The 20,908-nt window shown below is 71.7% G+C and carries 20 protein-coding genes; 1 reads left to right on the forward strand and 19 read right to left on the reverse strand.

Annotation, left to right across the window (positions count from 1 at the left end; all coding sequences use genetic code 11):
- Positions 1-11: 11 nt before the first annotated feature.
- The 8 genes from hpf to efeU form a co-directional block, all read right to left on the reverse strand.
- Complete coding sequence (gene hpf / locus ACLQ27_RS17485) at positions 12-644, reverse strand: ribosome hibernation-promoting factor, HPF/YfiA family (RefSeq protein ID WP_234583100.1); 633 nt, start codon at positions 642-644, stop codon at positions 12-14.
- A 245-nt stretch (positions 645-889) separates the two neighbouring features.
- The gene (locus ACLQ27_RS17490) at positions 890-1,597 is read right to left on the reverse strand and encodes a ComF family protein (RefSeq protein ID WP_425867631.1); all 708 of its coding nucleotides are present in this window, start codon (positions 1,595-1,597) and stop codon (positions 890-892) included.
- A 4-nt stretch (positions 1,598-1,601) separates the two neighbouring features.
- Positions 1,602-3,419 (reverse strand): LpqB family beta-propeller domain-containing protein, encoded by a 1,818-nt coding sequence (locus ACLQ27_RS17495; RefSeq protein ID WP_425867633.1) that lies wholly within the window; start codon positions 3,417-3,419, stop codon positions 1,602-1,604.
- On the reverse strand, positions 3,416-5,173 hold the full coding sequence (gene mtrB, locus ACLQ27_RS17500) for an MtrAB system histidine kinase MtrB (protein WP_357493806.1): 1,758 nt from the start codon (positions 5,171-5,173) through the stop codon (positions 3,416-3,418). Before mtrB ends, ACLQ27_RS17495 begins: the two co-directional genes overlap by 4 nt.
- Positions 5,174-5,185: 12 nt before the next feature.
- Entirely contained in the window at positions 5,186-5,875 is a 690-nt protein-coding gene (mtrA, locus tag ACLQ27_RS17505; protein WP_234587699.1) for an MtrAB system response regulator MtrA, read from the reverse strand.
- A gap of 242 nt (positions 5,876-6,117) precedes the next feature.
- Positions 6,118-7,395 carry an iron uptake transporter deferrochelatase/peroxidase subunit gene (gene efeB, locus ACLQ27_RS17510; protein WP_357493803.1) on the reverse strand — a complete coding sequence of 426 codons (1,278 nt, stop codon included), beginning with the start codon at positions 7,393-7,395 and terminating at the stop codon, positions 6,118-6,120.
- 25 nt (positions 7,396-7,420) lie between these two features.
- Positions 7,421-8,554, reverse strand: a complete 1,134-nt coding sequence (gene efeO, locus ACLQ27_RS17515) for an iron uptake system protein EfeO (protein WP_357493801.1) — start codon at positions 8,552-8,554, stop codon at positions 7,421-7,423.
- A gap of 24 nt (positions 8,555-8,578) precedes the next feature.
- Positions 8,579-9,586 carry an iron uptake transporter permease EfeU gene (gene efeU / locus ACLQ27_RS17520; protein WP_357493799.1) on the reverse strand — a complete coding sequence of 336 codons (1,008 nt, stop codon included), beginning with the start codon at positions 9,584-9,586 and terminating at the stop codon, positions 8,579-8,581.
- A 169-nt stretch (positions 9,587-9,755) separates the two neighbouring features.
- Here efeU and ACLQ27_RS17525 point away from each other — a divergent pair, with 169 nt between their 5' ends.
- Positions 9,756-9,902, forward strand: coding sequence for a hypothetical protein (locus ACLQ27_RS17525; RefSeq protein WP_234587704.1), 147 nt, complete (start codon positions 9,756-9,758; stop codon positions 9,900-9,902).
- A 352-nt stretch (positions 9,903-10,254) separates the two neighbouring features.
- Here ACLQ27_RS17525 and ahcY read toward each other — a convergent pair whose 3' ends face one another.
- From ahcY to ACLQ27_RS17580, 11 genes are all read right to left on the reverse strand, one after another.
- The gene (gene ahcY / locus ACLQ27_RS17530; RefSeq protein ID WP_234587706.1) at positions 10,255-11,754 is read right to left on the reverse strand and encodes an adenosylhomocysteinase; all 1,500 of its coding nucleotides are present in this window, start codon (positions 11,752-11,754) and stop codon (positions 10,255-10,257) included.
- Between the two features lie 264 nt (positions 11,755-12,018).
- Positions 12,019-13,182 carry a mannose-6-phosphate isomerase, class I gene (manA, locus tag ACLQ27_RS17535; RefSeq protein WP_425867638.1) on the reverse strand — a complete coding sequence of 388 codons (1,164 nt, stop codon included), beginning with the start codon at positions 13,180-13,182 and terminating at the stop codon, positions 12,019-12,021.
- Positions 13,183-13,186: 4 nt separating this feature from the next.
- A complete protein-coding gene (locus tag ACLQ27_RS17540; RefSeq protein ID WP_234587710.1) occupies positions 13,187-14,194 on the reverse strand; it encodes a cation diffusion facilitator family transporter in 1,008 nt (335 codons plus the stop codon).
- A 58-nt stretch (positions 14,195-14,252) separates the two neighbouring features.
- Positions 14,253-15,449: an SIS domain-containing protein gene (locus tag ACLQ27_RS17545; RefSeq protein ID WP_234587712.1), complete on the reverse strand. Its 1,197-nt coding sequence runs from the start codon at positions 15,447-15,449 to the stop codon at positions 14,253-14,255.
- Positions 15,446-15,631: a Trm112 family protein gene (locus tag ACLQ27_RS17550; protein ID WP_007455824.1), complete on the reverse strand. Its 186-nt coding sequence runs from the start codon at positions 15,629-15,631 to the stop codon at positions 15,446-15,448. Before ACLQ27_RS17550 ends, ACLQ27_RS17545 begins: the two co-directional genes overlap by 4 nt.
- 61 nt (positions 15,632-15,692) lie before the next feature.
- Positions 15,693-17,078, reverse strand: a complete 1,386-nt coding sequence (locus ACLQ27_RS17555; RefSeq protein ID WP_425867641.1) for a phosphomannomutase/phosphoglucomutase — start codon at positions 17,076-17,078, stop codon at positions 15,693-15,695.
- A 69-nt stretch (positions 17,079-17,147) separates the two neighbouring features.
- The gene (locus ACLQ27_RS17560; protein WP_357573265.1) at positions 17,148-18,206 is read right to left on the reverse strand and encodes a hypothetical protein; all 1,059 of its coding nucleotides are present in this window, start codon (positions 18,204-18,206) and stop codon (positions 17,148-17,150) included.
- 104 nt (positions 18,207-18,310) lie between these two features.
- Positions 18,311-19,003, reverse strand: a complete 693-nt coding sequence (gene nfi / locus ACLQ27_RS17565) for a deoxyribonuclease V (RefSeq protein ID WP_357493789.1) — start codon at positions 19,001-19,003, stop codon at positions 18,311-18,313.
- Positions 19,004-19,243: 240 nt separating this feature from the next.
- A complete protein-coding gene (locus ACLQ27_RS17570) occupies positions 19,244-19,900 on the reverse strand; it encodes a tetratricopeptide repeat protein (RefSeq protein WP_425867643.1) in 657 nt (218 codons plus the stop codon).
- Positions 19,900-20,493 (reverse strand): DinB family protein, encoded by a 594-nt coding sequence (locus tag ACLQ27_RS17575; protein WP_357573268.1) that lies wholly within the window; start codon positions 20,491-20,493, stop codon positions 19,900-19,902. The genes ACLQ27_RS17570 and ACLQ27_RS17575 overlap by 1 nt, the downstream gene beginning before the upstream one ends.
- Before the next feature lie 131 nt (positions 20,494-20,624).
- Positions 20,625-20,882: a hypothetical protein gene (locus tag ACLQ27_RS17580; protein WP_425867645.1), complete on the reverse strand. Its 258-nt coding sequence runs from the start codon at positions 20,880-20,882 to the stop codon at positions 20,625-20,627.
- Positions 20,883-20,908: the final 26 nt, after the last annotated feature.

Raw genomic sequence — 20,908 nt, forward strand, 5'->3', positions numbered from 1 at the left:
TCAGGCCCGGCTCAGGTGTCGAGCGAGATGATGCCGTAGTCGTAGGCGTGGCGTCGGTAGACGACGCTGGGGCGGCCCGTCTCCTTGTCCTGGAACAGGTAGAAGTCGTGGCCGACCAGCTCCATCTGGAACAGGGCGTCGTCGATCGTCATCGGCTCCGCCGGGTGCACCTTCTCCCGGGCGATGTGCCACGGCTGGTCGTGGTCCTCCTCGACCCGCTCGGCGACGGCGGTGCCGGCGCGTGCGCCAGCGCCCGGCGCGGACAGCGGGGCGGCCACCAGATCCGTGACCGGCAGGTCGGCGGTGGCGGCGGCGACGGAGATCGGCGCGTGCCGACCACGGTGTACGCGGCGGCGGTCCGCCGCACGACGTAGCCGGGTGTCGAGCTTCGCGATGGCGGCGTCGAGCGCGCTGTAGAAATCGTTCGTGCAGGCCTCGGCCCGAATCACGGGGCCCCGGGAAACGCAGGTGATCTCCACCCGCTGGCAGTGGTCGGCCTGGCGCGGATTGCGCTCGTGAAACAGCTCGACATCGATACGGATAATCTTGTGGTCGTAGCGTTCGACCTTTGCGAGTTTCTCGGCTACGTGTACCCGGTAATGGTCCGGCACTTCGACGTTGCGGCCCTTGACCACGATGTCCACGTGACCTCCCTTGTTCGGACGTCTTCGATCCGGTTTCCCGGTCGCGCGCCGTGGGGAGACCCGCTGGCGTCGACCGGTCAGTACGGCTACGCCTCCTCTCACCGCCGGGGGCGGGATGGAACGACCTCCTACCCCTGACAGCGAAACGCTAACTCCTGTTCGCTCGGCAGTCACCCCATGTTGCCAAGACCGCCCAGGATTTTTCGCACCTCATACACCAACGGGTGAAACGGAAACACTGTCGGTTACAACTGGTGTCTTTTCTCGGTCGCGGCGAGCACCGCGGCGACACCGGGTGGCCGTCCGCTCGCGGTCAGCACCCGGGTCGCCGCGGCCAGGGTCACGCCCGTGGTGACGATGTCGTCGAGCAGCACGACGACCGGGGCGCCGACCGCCCGGCGAGGCCCGTCCGAGGCGCCGGACCGGGGTCGGAACGCCGCCTCGGCCGCCGCGGCGCGGCCCGCGCTGTCCAGCGTCACCGAGTCCGGGCGGGGCAGCGCGCGCAGCGGACGGCTCACCCGCGCCGGCCAGCCGCCCCGGCGCAGCCGGCTCGCGCAGTGCCGGGCCAACCGGTCCAGGTGGTCGCCGTAGCGGGTCCGGGCCGCCGCGGCGGTGTCCGGCACGGGCACCAGCTCCACCGGGCGGACTCCGCCGACCGCCGCGACGACCACCTCGGCCAGCAGCGCGCCCAACGGGCGGGCCAGACCGTGCCGGCCGTGCTCCTTGTACGCCAGCAGGGCCTCCCGCAGCGGGCCGGCGTACGGGCCGAGGGCGACGCAGGGCGGCAGCCCCGGTGGGGCGGGCGTGGGGCGGACCGTCCGGGGACGCAGCACGCCCAGCGCCGTCACGCAGGCGGGGCAGAAGCCCTGCCGCAGGACGGCGTGACGCTCCCGGCAGCCGGCGCAGTCCGCGGGCAGGACCAGGTCGGCGAGGTCCGCCCAGAGGCCGCGCACGGCGTCAGTAGAGGAAGAACGGGGCGGACGGGTTGCTCGGCCGGACCCCGGCCGGCGGCGCGGGGACGTCGCGCACACTTCCCGGCTCGATCCGTTCGAACGGGCTGCTGCGGTACGCCACCTTGTTCGCCTCGTACATGTACGACCCGGTGGGAACGCGCACGCTGCGGTTGGTGGGGTACGCCGTCAGGTGGTTGACCTTCGCGCCCACGTCGGTGCGCAGCGGGGTCTCCAGAGCGCCGTCCACGCTGATCTCGTAGATCGCCGGCTGGCCGGCCGACCCGGCCACCACCAGCCGATCCTCGCCGATCCAGTCCACCGCGGTCAGGCCGGTCAACGAGGTGACCAGGGCCCGGGGCGGGCCGACCGACATCCCGCTCCCGGCGCCGTCGAGGGTGATCGCCGCGACGTAGAGCCGCCCGCCAGCGATCAACGCGACCCGCTGACCGTCCAGCGCGGCGGCGACCGCGGTGACCTGCGGCGAAGGCAGGTTCAGCGGCACCTCCGACATGCGGGCGGCCTCGTCGAAGCGGTACAGGCGGCCATCTGCCACCACCAGCCCCTGCGCCGGCCGGGAGTCGACGGTACGCAGCCACACCGGGCGGCTGATCGAGGCGTACTCCGTGCCGCTGCGGTTGAGCGCGGTCACCGCGTCCGCGCCGACGCCCACCGCGAGTCGCTGCCGGTCCTTGCCGCTGGTCACCACCATCGCGGCGAGGATCCGGCTGGTGCCCCGCGCGAGGCCGGCGGACACGATGTTGCGGTTGACCTCGGCCGCCAGGGGCACCACGCCGCTGGGCTCACCGACGAAGTCCAGCGGGCGGATCGCGCCCTCGTAGACCCCGAACCGCTGCGGGCCCTCCCGAACCGGGTAGAGCGGCTGGGCCAGCCGGCGCTCGTTGAGATCCTGGACCGGCTGCGAGTTGTTGCGGATCTTCAGCTCCAACTCGCCCGGCAGGTCCCCCAGTGACCAGGCGAGCTGCGTGATCACCTGGTCGACCCGGCTCTGGTCGTCGCCGGACATGTCCAGGTTGACCTCCCAGCGGTTGTTCGCGCCGGTGGCGTTGTTGATCAGCTCGGTGCCGTCGGGCAGGCCGACGACGCCCGGCCGCAGCCAGTCGGAGGGGCCGCCGACCAGCCAACGCACCACCTCGTTGACCCGGCGCTCGTCCGGCACCGCGAACGGCAGGTAACGCTGGTCGGGCACCAGCCGCGTGCGGTCGGAGCTCCAGAAGTAGATCGACTCGTCCTGGTAGTACTGCTGAAGGGCGACGTCACTGAGCAGCAGCACGTTCGGCGGGTCGAGGACGTACTGACCGGCGCGCTCGTCGTTGTCGGCCCCGCCGAGGGAGGCGCTGCGCAGCCGGAACTCGTACTCGGTCTCGGTCGCCACCGGCGGTGCCAGGGTGCCGTTGGTCCGCAGCACGCCGATCTGCTGCACCGTGATCTTGACCGTGGTGGTGGAGTCGCTGTTGAAGGTGAAGACGGTCTCGCCCAGCCGCACCACGGTCAGCGCGACCTCGCTGCCCTTCTTGTCCTGCAGGCGGGGCTTGTGCTCCGGAGCGATGAACGCCTTCACCCGCTCGTACGCCCGATCCGGTTCGCCGGCGGCGGCGGACAGGAAGTTCCGCACGAACGCCTCGTTGTCGCTGCCGCTGGCCGTACGCGATGGTGGTTCGCTGCTCCGGCCGATGCTCGACCCGGCCTCGGTCGCCGTGCCGGCCTTGCCGTCCACCCGCACGTCGGACGACGCCGGGATGCCGCAGCCCGCGCTGAGCAGCAGCGCCGCGCCGAAGGCGCCCAAAAGTGGTCGAGCCCTCACGAGCGCACCTCCGCCCGCTGGCCGTCCCCCGTCGACGCGGGGCCGATCGCCAGCGCTCCACCGGCGCCCGGCCCGATGGCCAGCGGGCCGCCGTCGCGGGGGCCGCCGAACGGCAGCGCCGCGTCGGCGGGCACCAGCCGCAGCGGCGACGTGGTGAGCCGGTCACCGGCGCGGGCCGGCAGGGTGAGCCGGAACTGGGCGCCCTGCCCGGGCGCTCCCCAGGCTTCCAGCCAACCACCGTGCAGGCGGGCGTCCTCAAGGCTGATCGACAGACCCAGCCCGGTGCCGCCGGTCTGCCGGGCCCGGGACGGATCCGCCCGCCAGAACCGGTTGAACACCAGCTTCTCCTCACCCACCTTCAGCCCCACGCCGTGGTCGCGAACCGTGATCGCCACGGCGGTGTCGTCGATGCCGAGGGTGATCAGCACCGGGCGGGCCTCGCCGTGCTCGACGGCGTTGCCGACCAGGTTGCGCAGCACCCGCTCGACCCGGCGGGGGTCGACCTCGGCGATCACCGGCGTGGTCGGCAGGTCCAGCTCGATCTCCACGCCCACCCGCTCGGCCAGGCCGGCCAACCGGTCGACGACCCGGTGCACCACCGGCACCAGGTCGGTCGGCTCGGCGTCCAGCATGGCGAAGCCCGCGTCGAACCGGCTGATCTCCAACAGGTCGGTGAGCAGCTCCTCGAAACGGTCCAGCTCGGCCTGGAGCAGTTCGGCGCTGCGAGCCACCGCCGGGTCAAACTCGTCGCGCTCGGCGAAGATCAGGTCGGCGGCCATCCGGACCGTGGTCAGCGGGGTCCGCAGCTCGTGCGACACGTCGGAGGTGAACCGGCGCTGCAACCGGGACATCTCCTCCAGACGCAGGATCTGCCGTTGCAGGTTGGTCGCCATCTGGTTGAACGAGGCGGCCAAAAGTGCGAGATCGTCCTCGCCGTTGACCACCATCCGCTGGTCGAGCAGGCCGGCGGAGAGCCGCTGGGCGGTACGCGCGGCGACGCGGACCGGGTTGACCACCAGGCGGGTGACCAGGGCGGCGAGCAGACCCAGCAGGACCACCAGGGCGATCCCGGTGGCGACGACCGTGGCTCGGGCGTCCGCCGCGGTGGCGTCCTGCCGGGTCAGCGGCACCAGGTAGTAGAGCTCGATCTGCCCGAAGCGGGTCGGCACCGGCGAGCCGTAGACCAGGTACTTCGTCGTTTCGCCGGTGAGTCGACCGGTCTGGATCTGGCTGGCCACCTTGCCGCTGGCGACCGCGGCCCGCAGCTCCTTGCTGATCAGGGGCTGGACGTTGGCCGCCGGCGCGGTGCGGGTCTGGATCATGGTCGGGTAGTCGGCGGCGGTGATCGCCACCACCACACCACTGGTCTGCTGCGGGTCGCCGCCGGCCAGGTAGTTGACCGTGCCCTCGATGGTCTCCTGAAGCTGCGCCTCCTGCGGCTGACCGTAGAGGGAGACCTGCTTGGCCGCGTAGCCCGCGCCGCCCTTGACCCGCAACTGGACGTCGCTGCGGGCGTTGTCGAGCAGGATCGTCGTGATCTTGTCAGCGATCAGGTACGCGAAACCGCCCACCAGCAGGCTTGAGGCGACCAGCGTGATGGTCACCACCCGGACCTGGAGCGAGCGACGCCAGGTCTGGTGCGCCCGGGCCACCAGCCGTGCGACCCGGCCACTGAGGGCACGCCACAGGTCCCGGCCGGCGTCGAGCCGGCGGGCAGGCGTGCTCTGAGGGTGCGGGGGCGGCGAGGTTGACACAGTGTGACCAGGCTATCCGGTGCCCGCCTTGTAGCCCACGCCCCGCACGGTGAGGATGATTTCCGGCCGCTCCGGATCTGGTTCGATCTTGGCGCGCAGCCGCTGCACGTGCACGTTGACCAGTCGGGTGTCGGCCGCGTGCCGATAGCCCCAGACCTGCTCCAGCAGCACCTCACGGGTGAAGACCTGACGCGGCTTGCGGGCGAGCGCGACCAGCAGGTCGAACTCCAACGGCGTCAGCTTCACCTCCTCGTCGTTACGGCTCACGGTGTGTGCCGGCACGTCGATGGTGATCTGGTTGCCGGGCGGCCCGATCGTCAGCATCTCCGGGGCCACGTCCTCGCCACGGCGCAACCGGGCCCGCATCCGGGCCACCAGCTCCTTGGGCTTGAACGGCTTGACCACGTAGTCGTCGGCGCCGGACTCCAGGCCCAGGACGACGTCCACGGTGTCGCTCTTGGCGGTCAGCATGACGATCGGCACGCCGGACTCGGCACGGATCGACCGTGCCACGTCGATACCACTCATACCGGGCAACATGAGGTCGAGCAGGACGATGTCCGGTCGACTGTCACGGAACGCTGCCAACGCCCGCTCGCCATCGGCCACGAACGAGGGCAGGAAACCCTCATTGCGCAGCACGATGCCGAGCATCTCGGCGAGTGCGGGGTCGTCGTCGACCACCAGTACCCGGGCTCTCATGGGATTAATATTGCATCCCCGTTCAGTTCGGTGGGACCGGCGTCACCCGGTACGGATGGTGCCGCCGGCAGAACCAGTCGCCCGCGACCCGCGGCGGCGGCGCCACGTGGTGCGGGGGCCAGCACAGGGATCGGACCCGGGGCCGGCTGCCACCATGATCCCCCCTCGGCGCCGTCCGGCGCCACCGTAGCCCCGGCCGGCCGCGCTGTCACGATCGGAGACGACGGGTCGCCGTCCGGCGCTCAGCCGAAGAGCGCGCGGCCCCAGTGGTCCCCACCGTCGCGTACTCCGGGCGGGCAGGCGAACAGGCCGCTGGAGACGTGCCGCAGATATTCGTTCATCACGTCGTGGCGGGCCAACTGGGTCTGGATCGGCACGAACTGCCGGCGTGGATCCCGCTGGTAGGCGATGAAGAAGAGGCCGGCGTCGAGCCGGCCGAGACCGTCCGAGCCGTCGACGAAGTTGTAGCCCCGCCGCAGCAGGTGCGCGCCGTTGTTCCTGCTCGGGTGGGCCAGGGCGACGTGGGCGTGCTCGGGGATCAGCGGCTTGCCGTCGTCACCGCGTGCCGCGAAGTCCGGCTCGTCGAACTCCTTGCTGCGCCCGAGCGGGGCGCCGCTGCCCTTGGTGCGACCGACGATCTCCTCCTGCTCGGCCAGGGAAGTCCGGTCCCAGGTCTCCACGAGCATCCGGATCTTGCGGGTCACCAGGTACGACCCGCCGGTCATCCAGTCCGGCCCGTCCCCCGGCTGCACCCACAGCTGGTCGCGGAGCCTGTCGGTCTCCTCGGCCTTGAGGTTGGCCGTGCCGTCCTTGAAACCGAACAGGTTGCGGGCGGTCGCCTGGTCGCGGGACGTCGACGACGTACGGCCGAAGCCGAGCTGCGACCAGCGGACGCTGACCACCCCCATGCCGATCCGCGCCAGGTTGCGGATCGCGTGCACCGCCACCTGGGGGTCGTTGGCGCACGCCTGCACGCACAGGTCACCGCCGGAGATCGGGGCCTGCAACGCGTCGCCGGGGAACTTGGGCAGCTCGGCCAGGGCGGCGGGACGGCGGTCGGCGATGCCGAAGCGGTCCCGTCCGTCGGCGTCGCGGAACAGCGTCGGGCCGAAGCCGATGGTCAGGGTGAGCTGCGACGGCGGGAGGCCGAGCGCCTCGCCGGTGTCGTCCGGCGGGGCCTCCGGCATGCCACCGACCGCGCCGAGCACACCGGCGTCACGGCCGGCCGTCATCCTCGCGGCGGCGGCCGACCACTCCTCGAGCATCGAGACCAGGCGGGCCCGGTCCTTGGTGATGACGTCGAAGGCGACGAAGTGCAGCCGGTCCTGGGCCGGAGTGACGATGCCCGCCTGGTGCTCGCCGAAGAACGGCACCGCACCCGCCGGGTGGTCGCTGGCCGAGGCCGGGCCGCGGGAGTCGCCGACGAGCGCGCCCGCACCGGCGGCCACCCCGGCGACTCCGGCCACCCCGGCGCCGGCGAGCGTGATAGCCCGCCGGCGGGTCAACCTGCGTACGCTCATCGACTCGACTCCCCCTGCTGTCCGGTCACTTGGCGACGACTGCGGCAACCTTGCTGATCGGCTCGGCGAGCGCGTTGATGCCGTCGGAGAGCTCCTTGAGCTCAGCCTTGCTCAACGCGGTGTGCAGCTTCCACCCGTCGCCGTCGCGGTGCTTGCCGAGCTGCGCCTCGACGTTCGCGAACTCGGTGTCGAGCTGCTTGACCAGCTCCGGCGAGCGCTGCTCCAGCGCGGGCCGGAGGGCGGACAGCGCCGCCTTGGAACCTTCGAGGTTGGCGGCAAAGTCCCACAGGTCGGTGTGCGAGTAGCGGTCCTCCTCGCCGGTGATCTTGCCGCTGGCGACCTCGTCGAGCAGCTCCTTCGCGCCGTTCGCGAGCTGGAGCGGGGAGAGCTTCTCGGCGTTGGCCTTGGCCACGATCTCCTTGACGTCGACCAGCAGCCGGTCCGCGATCGGGCCGTCCTTGCTGATGTCGCCGGACTGCCAGAGGTCCTTCTCGATCCGGTGGAAGCCGGTGAACTCCATGCCCTCCTCGATGACCTCCTCGCGGCCGTCGATCTTGGGGTCGAGGTCGCCGAAGATCTCGGCCACCGGCTCGATCCGCTCCCAGTAGGTGCGCGCGACCGGGTAGAGCGACTTGGCCTTCGCCACGTCGCCGGCCTTCACAGCGGCGACGAACTCCTCGGTCTTCTCCAGCAGCGCGGCGGTCTGGCTCTTGACGTAGCGCTGGTAGTTGTCGGTGGCCCCGGCCAGGGCGGCGTCGGCGGTCAGCGGCTGCGCCGACCCGCTGACCTTGAGCGCGCCCCGGATGCCCTTGCCGCTCATCCCCGGCTTGCAGGCCGTCTCGTACGTGCCCGCCGGCAACTCGACGTGCAGCTCGCGGCTCAGGCCCGGGGCGATGTTCTCCACCTCGCCCATCACCCGGTCGCCGGAGGCGTACACGTAGAACTCGGTGACCTTCGCGCCCGAGTTGGTGATCTTGAAGGTGGCGGTCCCGGCACCGAGGTCGGTAGTGCCGACCTCGCAGGCGGTGTCGGTGGCCTTGACCACGATCGCGCCACCTGCCGCGCCCGCGTCATCCTTCTTGGAATCGGAGCACGCGGCGACGCCGGCCGTCGCCAGCACGCCGGCAGCGGCCAGCGCGAAGAATCGGGTGGTACGCATCTGAGCTGTCTCTCCTCGTGGGGGTCAGGCACGCTGCGGCGCGGATGCCGCATCGGCCTCGGCCTCGGCGCCGGTGTCGGCCCCGCGCTCGGTGACGGTGGTGGTGGTCGTTTCGTCCGGAGACGTCGACCCGGCCGTCGACGTGGCGACGGCGGGCGCCGAAGCCGCGGCGGGTGCCGACGCCGCGGGCGCAGCCGACGCCGCGGTGGCCGCGGCCGGTGCTGGCGTACGCCGGGCCGGGCGCAGGAAGAGCACCAGGACGGGCACGGCGTACCCGATCCAGGCGATCGTCTCGAGCACGGTGGGCGCCGGGGTCACGTTGAACATCCCGGCCAGCAGCGCCGCGTACCAGGTGCTCGGGTCGAGCGCGCCGGTGATGTCGAAGGCCAGGTCGTTGAGGCCGGGCAGGACACCGGCCTCCTGGAAGTCGTGCACGCCGTACTTGAGGATGCCGGCGGCGACCAGGATCAACAGGGCGCCGGTCCAGGTGAAGAACTTGCTGAGGTTGATCCGCAGGGCGCTGGCGTACAGCAGCACGCCGAGCACCACGGCGGTGACGATGCCGCCGATCAGCGCGAGCAGCGGCCCACTGTCGCCGGCCGCGCCCTGGGCGGCGGAGTAGAAGATCAGGGCGGTTTCGAGGCCCTCGCGGATCACCGCGAGGAAGGCCATGCCGGCGACGGCGAGCGACCCGACGGCCAGCGCCTCGGTGAGCCTGCCGCGCAGCTCGCCCGCGATGGTGCGGGCCGCCTTGCGCATCCAGAAAATCATCCAGGTGACGAACACCACGGCCGCGACGGAGGTGATCGCCTCGAACAGCTCGCGGTCCTCGGAGCGGGACAGCAGCGAGGTCGAGGTGTACTCGATGAGCCAGCCGAAGAGCACGGACAGCGCCACGGCGAGGCCAACGCCCGCCCACACCTGCGGCAACCGGTCCCGGCGCTGCGACTTCACCAGGAAGGCGACCAGGATGCTGACCACCAGGGTCGCTTCCAGGCCCTCCCGCAGGCCGATCAGGTAGGTGGCGAACATCCTGGCTCCGTGTTCGTTAGGCACGCCTCAGCTAACTTAGGGCAGCCATACCTTCCTCCAGTTCCGGGACCTCGTCAAGTCGTTCATGACAAGCTCACTCTCGCTGTGACCTGGTCTCCGACGGCCCACCACGAACCGGAAACCGTCCGAGCGTGGGAGGATCCCTGCCGTGAAGGCTTTCCTGCCGTGGTTGGCGGTGCTCGCCGTGGTGCTGCTGCTCAGCGCACTGCGCCTGCGGGCACTGGCCACCGTCGTGTCCCTGGGCTGGCTGGCCTGGTGCGCCTGGACGTGGTTCCGCCCCACCCGCCGCGGCTGACCCCGCGCCCCGCGCCCCGCGCCCCGCGCCCCGCGCCCCGCGCCCCGCGCCCCGCGCCCCGCGCCCCGCGCCCCGCGCCCAAGATCGTCACAGTTTCAGGGATGTCGCTGCGTCAGACGCGCGGGAGACAGCAACATCCCCGAAGTTGCTGTCTCCCCGCCCACAGTCCCCCGCGATCTTGCACTTTCTGTCGCGACATAGCGGGGCGAGAGCCGCAAATCCCCGACCGAAACTGCAAGATCGCGGGGCAGGGCGGGACGCGACGGGACAGGGCGGGGGCGGGGTGGGGGCGGGGCGGGAACGACGAACCGGGTCGGCTGCGAGCAGCCGACCCGGTTCGGAGAGATGTCGATCAGTAGCGGTAGTGGTCCGGCTTGAACGGACCCTCCTGCGAGACGCCCAGGTAGGCGGCCTGCTCCTTGGTGAGCGTGCTCAGCTTGGCGCCGAGCGCGCCCAGGTGCAGGCGGGCCACCTTCTCGTCCAGGTGCTTGGGCAGCACGTAGACGCCGACTGGGTACTCCTCGGTCTTGGTGAACAGCTCGATCTGGGCGATCGTCTGGTTGGCGAACGAGTTCGACATGACGAAGCTCGGGTGCCCGGTCGCGTTGCCCAGGTTCAGCAGACGCCCCTCGGACAGCACGATGATGGCGTGCCCGTCGGCGAAGCGCCACAGGTCGACCTGCGGCTTGATGTTGATCCGCTCGACGTCGGAGCGCTTGGCCAGGCCGGCCATGTCGATCTCGTTGTCGAAGTGACCGATGTTGCCGACGATGGCCTGGTGCTTCATCCGGGCCATGTGCTCGTTGGTGATGACGTCGAAGCAGCCCGTGGCGGTGATGAAGATGTCGGCCTGCTCGACCACGTCGTCCAGGGTGGCGACCTGGTAACCGTCCATCGCGGCCTGCAACGCGCAGATCGGGTCGACCTCGGTCACCACGACCCGGGCGCCCTGGCCGCGCAGCGACTCGGCGCAGCCCTTGCCCACGTCGCCGTAGCCCATCACGACTGCCATCTTGCCGCCGATCAGCACGTCGGTGGCCCGGTTGATGCCGTCGATCAGGGAGTGGCGGCAGCCGTACTTATTGTCGAACTTGCTCTTGGTCACCGAGTCGTTGACGTTGATGGCCGGGAAGAGCAGCGTGCCGGCGCGGTGCATCTCGTAGAGGCGGTGCACGCCGGTGGTGGTCTCCTCGGTGACGCCCTTGATGCCGGCGGAGATCCGGGTCCAGCGCTGGCCGTCCTCGGCGAGCGAGCGGTGCAGCAGTTCGAGGATGACCGCGTACTCCTCGGAGTCGGCGGACTCGACCGGCGGCACGACGCCGGCCTTCTCGAACTCGGCGCCCTTGTGGACCAGCAGGGTGGCGTCGCCGCCGTCGTCGAGGATCATGTTCGGGCCCTGCCCGTCCGGCCAGGCGAGCACCTGCTCGGTGCACCACCAGTACTCCGGAAGGGTCTCGCCCTTCCAGGCGTACACCGGGACGCCGGCGGGAGCGTCGGGGGTGCCGTTCGGGCCGACGACGATCGCGGCGGCGGCGTGGTCCTGGGTGGAGAAGATGTTGCAGGACGCCCAGCGGACCTGCGCGCCGAGGGCGACCAGCGTCTCGATCAGGACGGCGGTCTGGATGGTCATGTGCAGCGACCCGGTGATCCGCGCGCCGGCGAGCGGCTGCGCTTCGGCGAACTCCCGCCGGATCGCCATCAGGCCGGGCATCTCGTGTTCGGCGAGCTGGATCTCCTTGCGCCCGAACTCGGCGAGCGACAGATCCGCCACCTTGAAGTCGCCCTCGGCGAGCGTGCTCGGCCGGGCCTCGGACGGCGTACCGCTGGCGGCCGCCGGGAGGGTGCTGGTCATGAAAGCTCCTGTCGAACGATGTCTGCGCCGATCCTCCACCTTACGCGCGCCGGCGACGGGTGACGGGGGACGGGCTGCGGACAGCGCACGGGGCGGTCGGTGGTGGACAGACCTGCTGCCCACTTCCGCCCGCCCCGTGCATCCCCCCGGTTTGGTTCCCCGCACGTTGCCGGACCGTCGTCGCGATAACGCTGCGTACTCATAGAGTCACACTCAGCCAGGGGCGAGTCAAGCTATTCCGGGAAAGTCGGACTTGTGTCGGGCTCAGCGCAGCCCCGACGTCGCCACGTACGCCTCACCGTCACCGCTGATCCGCAGCGGCCCGCCGGCCGCGGTGCCGATCGCCGCCTGGCCGGAGGCCAGCGTCAGCGCGCCCGCCCCGTCGTCGACAGTGACCGAGCCCGCACCGCAGAGCACCACCCGGGGGCCGGGCAACGCCAGGATGACCTCCGGCACGGCCGCGCCGACCCGCACCCGGTGCAGCGCGAAGTCGTCCACAGGCACCGGCCAGCAGTCCACGCCCGGGGCGACCGACTGCGCGGCGCGTACCGGATCGTCGAGGACCTCGAAACGCAGCACCCGCAGCAGCTCGTCGACGTCCACCCGCTTCGGGGTGAAGCCGCCGCGCAGCACGTTGTCGCTGGCCGCCATGATCTCCACGCCGCAGCCGCTCAGGTACGCGTGCAGGTTGCCCGCGGGCATCCAGATCGCCTCCCCCGGCTCCAGCCACAGGTGGTGCAGCAGCAGCGCCACCAGCACGCCCGGGTCGGCCGGATAGGCGACCGCCAGCCGGCGGGCCAGGTCCGCGTCCGGCCCGTCGGCCGACGACGCCACTGCGGCCCGCAGCAGCCCGTCGCGCTCGGCGACCGGCCAGCCGAGCAGTGTCCGCACCGCCGTGCGCAGCCCCGCCGGACCGGCCCGCAGTGCGTCGACCACCGGCCCCAACGCCGGTACGCCGAACGCGGCGAGCGCCTCGGCCGACTCCGCCGGATCCCGAAAACCGCACAGCGCCTCGAACGGCGTGAGCGCGACCAGCAACTCCGGCTTGTGGTGCGGGTCGGAGTAGTTGCGCTCGGCCGCGGGGCGGCCCGCCTCCGCCGCGAAACCCGCCCGGGCCTGCTCGGCGTCCGGGTGGGCCTGCAGGCTCAGCGGCGCGTCGGCGGCGAGCACCTTGAGCAGGAAGGGCAACCGGGTGCCGAACCGGTCGGCCACCCGCTGGCCCAGCCACTGCCCCGGCTCGTCGCGCACCAGATCACAGAGGCTCACCCGCAGGCCGGCGCGCTCCACACTGGCCGGGGCGCCCGGGTGGGCGCCCAGCCACAGCTCCGCCTCCGGGCCGGCGCTGGGCACCGGCCGACCCTGCAACATGGCGATGGCTGAGCGGGACCCCCAGGCGTAGTCCCGGATCGGTCCGTACAGCGGTTCCACCGTCTCAGCCCCCGGACCGCCCGACCGCCTCGCCCGACACGTCCTCGGGCTGCGGTACGGCGGTGTCGGCGGCGGCGCCCGTGCCGGCTGCCGCGGCCGCGGCGCTGTAGATGTCCGGCTCCAGGTAGATCACCCGGGCGATCGGCACGGCCGTACGGATCCGCGCCTCCACGGCGTTGATGCCGCGGGCCAGCTCCTGGGCGCTCTCGTAGGCCGGCACGCCGATCTTCGCGGCCACCATCAGCTCTTCCGGGCCCAGGTAGAGCGTCTTCATGTGGATGATCCGCTCCACCTCGGGGCCTTCGGTGATGGCCCGTTCGATGGCGGTCAGGTCCTGCTGCTCGGCACCCTCACCGAGCAGCAGGCTCTTGGTCTCGATGGCCAGCACGATGGCGATGAGCACCAGCAGGATGCCGATCATCGCGGTGCCGGCGGCGTCCCACCTGCCGTTGCCGGTGATCAGCGTCATGCCGACGCCGAAGAGCGCGAAGACCAGACCGATAAGCGCGCCGAAGTCCTCCAGGAGCACCACCGGCAGTTCCGGCGCCTTTGCCCGTCGGATGAAACGCACCCAGGACTGGTTGCCCCGGATCTGGTTCGACTCCTTGATCGCCGTCCGGAAGGAGACCGACTCCATGGCGATCGCCGCCAGCAGCACCACCACCGGGAGCCACTGCCACTCGGTGATGCCCTCCGCGTGCGACCACTTGTGGTACGCCTCGTAGAGGGCGAACAGGCCGCCGATGCTGAACAGCACGATCGACACGATGAACGCGTAGATGTAGCGCTCCCGGCCGTACCCGAACGGGTGTTCCGGGGTGGCCGCGCGCTTCGCCCGCTTCCCACCGAGCAGCAGCAGACCCTGGTTGCCGGAGTCGGCGACCGAGTGGACCGCCTCGGCCAGCATCGACGAGGACCCGGAGAGCAGGAACGCGATGAACTTGGTGACGGCGATGCCGATGTTGGCCAGCAGGGCGGCGACGATCGCCTTCGTCCCGCCGTTCGCGCTCACGCCGCCACTCCGCTTCGCGTCGTGGTGACGTACGTGACGCGCCGCCGCCTGCGTTCGTTCACTGGTTCGACAGCTCCTTCATCTCGGTGATGGCCGGGACGGCCATCGGGTCCAATCCGTGTGCCAGTGCAAGATAGATCGAGGCGAAATCCGGGACGGCGATCAGCGAGGCCAGCCGCTCCAGAGCCGAACCACCCTCGGCGGTCACCACGTCGCAGCGCACACCACGGCGCTCCGCGAGGGTCTGCACCGCGTCCGCGCGGCGCTCCTCGACGGCGAGCGGCTCATCCGTGTCGTCCTCGGCGTTGAGGCCGCCGTCGCGCAGCAGGACCAGCCGCAGCCGGGTGCCTTCGCCGTCGTCCTCCGCCGGGTCGGCGAAGATGTCCCGCTCCCCCTCGGCCAGGCCGCCGAAGACGCCGTCCAGCAGCCCGACCCGGCCCCGCCCGGCCTCGCCGAGCGCCCCGGTGACCACCGGGTAGCGGGCGTTGGCGGACAGGGTGTCGCCGAAGCGGCGGGCCGCCACGGTGGCCAGCGGGGACGAGCCCCACACGATCGGGATCGAGCCGGCCAGGCCCAGCGCCAGCGACTTGGCGGGGTTGACGAACGACTCGGCGGCGGAGCGGCAGCGGTCGGCGTCCGCGTCGAGCCGGGCCGCCGTTTCCGCCAGGTCCGCCTCGTTGACCTTCACCAACCCGAGCGAACGCGCGGCGAGCAGGACCGGCACGGTGAGCGCCCAGAGACTGGCCCGGGCCGGCGCGCGTCGCGGCACCGGGATGAACGGCGCGCGGGCCCGCTCGGCCACCGACTGCAGCTGCGAGTCCGGTGCGCCCACGGCGACCAGCCGGGCGCCGCGACGGTGCGCGGCCTCGGCGGCGCCCAACGCCTCCGGGCTCCGACCGGACGCGCTCACCGCGATCACCACGTCGGCGGCGCCCACCCAACCGGGTACGCCCGCGCTGCGGTGCCCGATGATCGGGACCGGGCAGCGCGGCCCGGCGACAGTGGCCAGCACGTCACCGGTACGCCCGGCGGTGCCGATGCCGGCGATCACCACGGCCCGGGGACGCCCGTCGTCGGCGAGCACCGCGAGGTTCGCCTCGGCGGCCAACGCCGCGCTCTCCCGCACCTGGGCGCCGGCCGACGCGGTGTGCCGCAGCATGCCGCCCGGGTCGTGCTCGGCCAGCGCGTCCGGGTTGTCGAGCAGGGCCTCGTCGGCGTCGCGACGCCCACTGACCCCAGCCGTACCGTCGATCATGACTGCTGTCCGGGGCCGCCGCGCGCCTCGTCGAGCAGCAGCACCGGCACGTCGTCGCGGACCTCGAAGATCCGGCCGCACTCCGTGCAGGTCAACGTCTGCGCCTCCGCGTCGTAGGTCAGCGGGGCGTGGTGCGTGTCCGGGCAGGCGAGGATCTCGAGCAACTGCGGATCCAGGGCCATGGCGCGGCTCCTTCCACGAGTGCGGGGTCACCGGCGGCGGTGCCGACCGGCGCAGGCGATCTTATCGGCGAACGCGGTCGAGCACCTCGTCCCGCAGCGAGACCATCCGCTCGCGGGTGGGCGCCTCGACGTTGAGCCGCAGCAGCGGCTCGGTGTTGGAGGCACGCAGATTGAACCAGGCGCCGTCGGGAAAACGCAGCGTCAGCCCGTCCATCTCGTCGGCCGTCGCGTCCGGGTACGCGGCACGCACCTCGGCCACCGCCGCGCCCTGGTCGGAGACCGTCGAGTTGATCTCGCCGGAGGCGACGTAGCGCTCGTACTCGCCAGCCAGCACGGACAGCGGCAGCGACTGCTCGCCCAGGGCGGCCAGGGTGTGCATCGCGGCGAGCATTCCGGTGTCGGCGAACCAGAAGTCCCGGAAGTAGTAGTGCGCGGAGTGCTCGCCGCCGAAGACGGCGTTGGTGCGGGCCATCTCCGCCTTGATGAAGGAGTGCCCCACCCGGGCGACCACCGGCTCCCCGCCGTGCTCACGGATGATCTCCGCGACGGCGCTGGAGGTGATCAGGCCGTGGATCACCGTGGAGCCCGGGTGCTTGGCCAGCTCGCGTGCCGCGACCAGCGCGGTGATCGCCGACGGCGAGACCGGCTCGCCGCGCTCGTCCACCACGAAACACCGATCGGCGTCCCCGTCGAAGGCCAGGCCGATGTCGGCCCCGTGCTCGACCACCGCGCGCTGGAGGTCGACCAGGTTCGCCGGGTCCAGCGGGTTCGCCTCGTGGTTGGGGAAGGTGCCGTCCAGCTCGAAGTAGAGCGGCACGATCTCCAACGGCAGGGCCGACAGGGCGGCGTCGCCGAGCACGGTGGGGACGGTGAAGCCACCCATCCCGTTGCCGGCGTCGACAACCACCTTCAGCGGCCGGATGCCGGAGAGGTCGACCAGCTTGCGCAGGTACGCGGCGTAGTCGGGAAGCAGGTCACGACGCTCGGCCGGCCGGGTCGGCTCGCCCGCCGGGCGCGACGCCCCCGAGTCCAGCAGGGCCTGCGCCCGTTCCCGGATCTCCGCCAGCCCGCTGTCCTGGCCGATCGGCCGGGCCCCGGAGCGGCACATCTTGATGCCGTTGTACTGCGCCGGGTTGTGACTGGCAGTGAACATCGCGCCGGGCAGGTCGAGCGAACCGGAGGCGAAGTAGAGCAGGTCGGTGGAGGCGAGGCCGATCTCGATCACCGAGCGCCCCTCTGCGCGTACGCCCGCGGCGAAGGCGGCGGCCAGGCCGGGCGAGGTGGCCCGCATGTCGTACCCGACGACGACCGCGTCGCCGGGCTCGTCAGTGGTGTTGAGCAGCTGGGTGAATGCGGCCCCGAGCGCCTCGGCGACCCGTTCGTCCCACTGGTCCGGCACCGTCCCTCGGACGTCGTACGCCTTCACGATCTGGGACAGATCAGACACTAGTTCCGCTCCTTGGCCGCAGGTTCCCAACGAACCTGAGCGTATCGGAGCGGCCCGGCCCGGCCCCGCTCAGCCGGGGAGCCGGGGCATGAACACGGTGTGATCGCCCCCGTCGGGCGGCTCGGGCGGGTCACCGGGCAGCGATCGGGCACCCGGAGCAGCCGGGGCACCCGGCATCGGTTGCGTGGCGTCCGGGGTCGGCGTCACGGGTCGCGCCCCGTAGACCCCTCCGCCGGCGGGACGCGGCGGGGGCACCTGGCCGGCGGCCGGCGGCTGCTGGCCGTACACCGAGCCGGGTTGCACGGGCACGGCCGGTGACCCACCGCCGGAGCGGTAGGTGGTGCCACCGGGGTTGCCCGGCAGCGGGCCGGGATCGTCGGACGACGTGCGGTCCTGCCGGGACCGGCGCACCAGCAGCACGATGAGCAGCAGGCCGACCGCCACCATCGCGATGCCGAAGAACATGATCAGTGACCCTCCGCCGGACTCGGCGGCCACCGCGGTCACGCTGGGAGCGGCGGACGTCGGGCCCTGCGCGGCCGGGTTCACCACCTCGCTGGCCGCCGCGACCTCGGTGGGGCTGGGGGTCGGGGTCGGCTTCTTCGACGGCGTCGGCGTGGGCGGCGCGGAGAGCCGCCCGGTGACCTTCGCCGCGTCGATGCCGTGCCCCAACTGCTGGCCGGCCGCGGTGAGACCCACACCTGTCACGCGGAGCTGACCGCCCGGCGCGTCGGCGCCGAACGCCACCCGATACCGCATGGTGATGCCCTTGCCCTTGCACAGGATCGGCTTCGCCGGTGCGGTCTGCCCGGTCTCGACGTTGCCGCCACCGCCACCGACAGCCACCGGGACCCAACGCCCGCCCACGTTCACCTGGACCGCCACCTGGTTCGGCTGGAGACCCTCAAGGCTCAGACCCAGGGCGGTACGCAGCAGGACGCAGCCGCCGGAGCGCTTGCGCACCGCGACGTTCACCCCTTGGGCCGAGCCCCCGGCGGCGAAGCTGCTGGCCGACCCCACACGGACCGAGTCGTCGTCGGCCAGCGCGGGTGACGCACCGAGCATCACCAGGCCGACCAGCAGACCGCAGACCGTCGCGAGCCGTGCCGCGCGTCGACGCACCGTCATGATCACCTCACCGTTCCTCCCCGGGTGGGGTTCGCGGCCAGGCTACTACCGGGCCACCCCCGCCACCTGTCATAGAGCGGCCCGCATGTGTGCGGCGTTACGGTTTACGACCGACCCGGACGTGTGCTCCCGGCGAGGGCGGCACGGCAGAGCCGGTCGGCGGTACGGGTCGTCTCGGGCAGGCGGTAGCGCGGCGCCAACGCGAGCACCTGCGCTGTCGCGTTGTCCAGGCTCATCCGGTGCCCGACGCTCACGAAGACCGGCTTCACGCCGTCCCGGGTCCGCAGCACCCGACCCACGACCTCACCCCCGTCGCGCAGCGCCGACCAGGCACCCCGCTCGGCGGCCGGTGGATCCCACTCGCCGACCAGCGGCGTCTTGCCCACGCCGATCGCCGGCAGGCCGGTGACCACCCCGAGGTGACAGGCGAGCCCGAACCGGCGCGGATGAGCCACACCGTGCCCGTCGCAGACGAGCAGGTCCGGCATCGTCGTCAACGTGTCCAGGGCGGCGAGCAGAGCCGGCAGCTCGCGGAAGGCGAACAGCCCCGGCACGTAACCGAACGACGGCCGGCCCACGCTGACCGCGGAATCCACCACGGCCAGCGTCCGGGCGTCCAGCACGGTCACGGCCGCCGCGAGGAGGTCACCGCTCTCGTCGTACGCGACGTCCAGGCCGGCCACCGTCGCGGGCGCGGCCGGACCCGGCCCGACCAGGTCGACGAGCGGCCGCAACTCCTCCTGTACGGCCACCGCCTCCGCCACCGTGCGCGGCGCGAGCCCCAGACCCGGCGTCATGAGCACTCACCCTTGATCCACTCGGTTTCGGCGATATCGGGGCATCCCACGGCCTCGGACACCCCACTATCGGCGATGTCGAGTCGATCATCCTCGGCGAAGCCCCGTCGGTGAGTGTGTCGCGATGCCAATCCGCACCACCGACCACGTGGACCGCCGTCGCACGGTTCGCCGCGCCGGCGCCGGATCTCCGGCCCGGACCGACCGTCCAGACCCCGGAACGCGCCCGCCCGACCGCTGTCAGGCGAGTTTCAGCTCGTCGCGGGCCTCCTCGACCCACCGGGCAACACCGTGCGCACCGCTGCCGGTGGCCAGGGAGGCAGCCTCGTCGAGCAGGCCACGCGCGGCGTCCCGGTCACCGTCGGTCGCCGCCAGGTCCGCCAGCCCGATCAGATTCGCCGCAACTCCCGGGGTGAACGACAGCTTCCGGCGCAACCGCGTCGACTCCTCCAGCAACCCCCGCGCCGCGTCGACCCGACCGGCTGCCTGCTCACCGAAGCAGAGGTGCCGCAGCACGTACGACAGGGTCAGCTCGTCGCCCGCCTCGGTCGCCAGCTCACGCGCCCGCGCGAAGGCCGGGTCGGCTGCCGCCTGGTCCCCGCGGATCACCTGGTGGACCGTGCCCACCCAGAACAGCGACTCCCCCTCGCCGCGAGGGTCACCCAGCTCGCGGTAGAGCTGCGCCGCCCGCTCGAAGAGCGACAGCTCGGCGGCGTCCTCCGCGCCGGTCTCCAGGAAGCGCGCGTGCAGGAGCCGACCCCGGGCCAGCGCCGTGTCCGCCTCCAACGCCACCAGATCACGCTCCGCCTCGTCCAACGACTTCGCGTCGCCGCCGAAGACCGCCTGCTCGTAGCGCTCCTGCGCCCGCGTCAATCGGATGTCGAACCCTTCAGCCATCACTGACCCACCCTTCCGTCGATACGCTCACGCAGGAGATCGGCGTGGCCATTGTGCCGCGCATACTCCTCGATCATGTGCACCAGCAGCCTGCGGAGCACGATGACGTTGCCCTCCCGCTGCCGCCCCTGCACGTCCAGATCCGCCGCCTCGGCGACGAACCGCTCGGAGAACTCGACCTCCGTACGCCACGCCCGGTACGCCTCGTCCACCACGACCGGGTCGGCCACCGCGCCGTCGAAGTCGCCGTCGGGATCGTCGTCCGAGCAGTACAACTTGGGCGCGACCTGCCCCGCCATCGTCCTGCGGAACCAGCCACGCTCCACTTCGGCCAGATGCCGGATCAGACCGAGCAGCGACATCGTCGACGGCGGCACCGCCCGCCGGGCCAACTGCTCGGCGTCCAGGCCGTCACACTTGAGCTCGAACGTCAGGCGCTGGTCGCGCAGATACTCGACGAGCACCGTCCGCTCGTCGGCGAAGTTGCCATCCGAGCGCGGGTCATCGTCCGGATGAACGAACAGGTACGACCAACCGAAGGTCCGCGTGGGTTCGCCGTCGGAGGTCGCCGCCTCGGCGCGTGCGTCAGCCATACGGCGACTCTTGTCGATACCCGTCCACCCCGGCAACCGTCCGTGCGCCCACCTTCTCGCTCTGACCAGCGTCTTCCAGAAGCATCATTGGTGATCGCGGACGGTAGTGCGAGCTGAGCCGAACTCCCACTTCAGTCAAGGTCGGGGGATGCCTGGGGCCCGCCATGCGAGTGTGCGGCGAACAACGCGCGTAGGCCATGCTCGTCCGGCAGGGCCCTCCCACCCGTGACGACGTCAGCCACACTTTCGGCCTGCGCTCGATCGACCGTCTCGAAGCGGTCGATGTTTCCAAGATTGTTGATGAAGCGCAGGACCAGATCTGTGTCGACGACCCAATCACCGACTCGATGATCCCAGAGCAGTGCCTTGCCAGCGTCCGAACTCATCACGAACAATCCAGCCGGCCCTCCCGTTC

Origin of the sequence: Micromonospora sp. DT63, assembly GCF_049841615.1 — a bacterium.
GTDB lineage: Bacteria > Actinomycetota > Actinomycetes > Mycobacteriales > Micromonosporaceae > Micromonospora.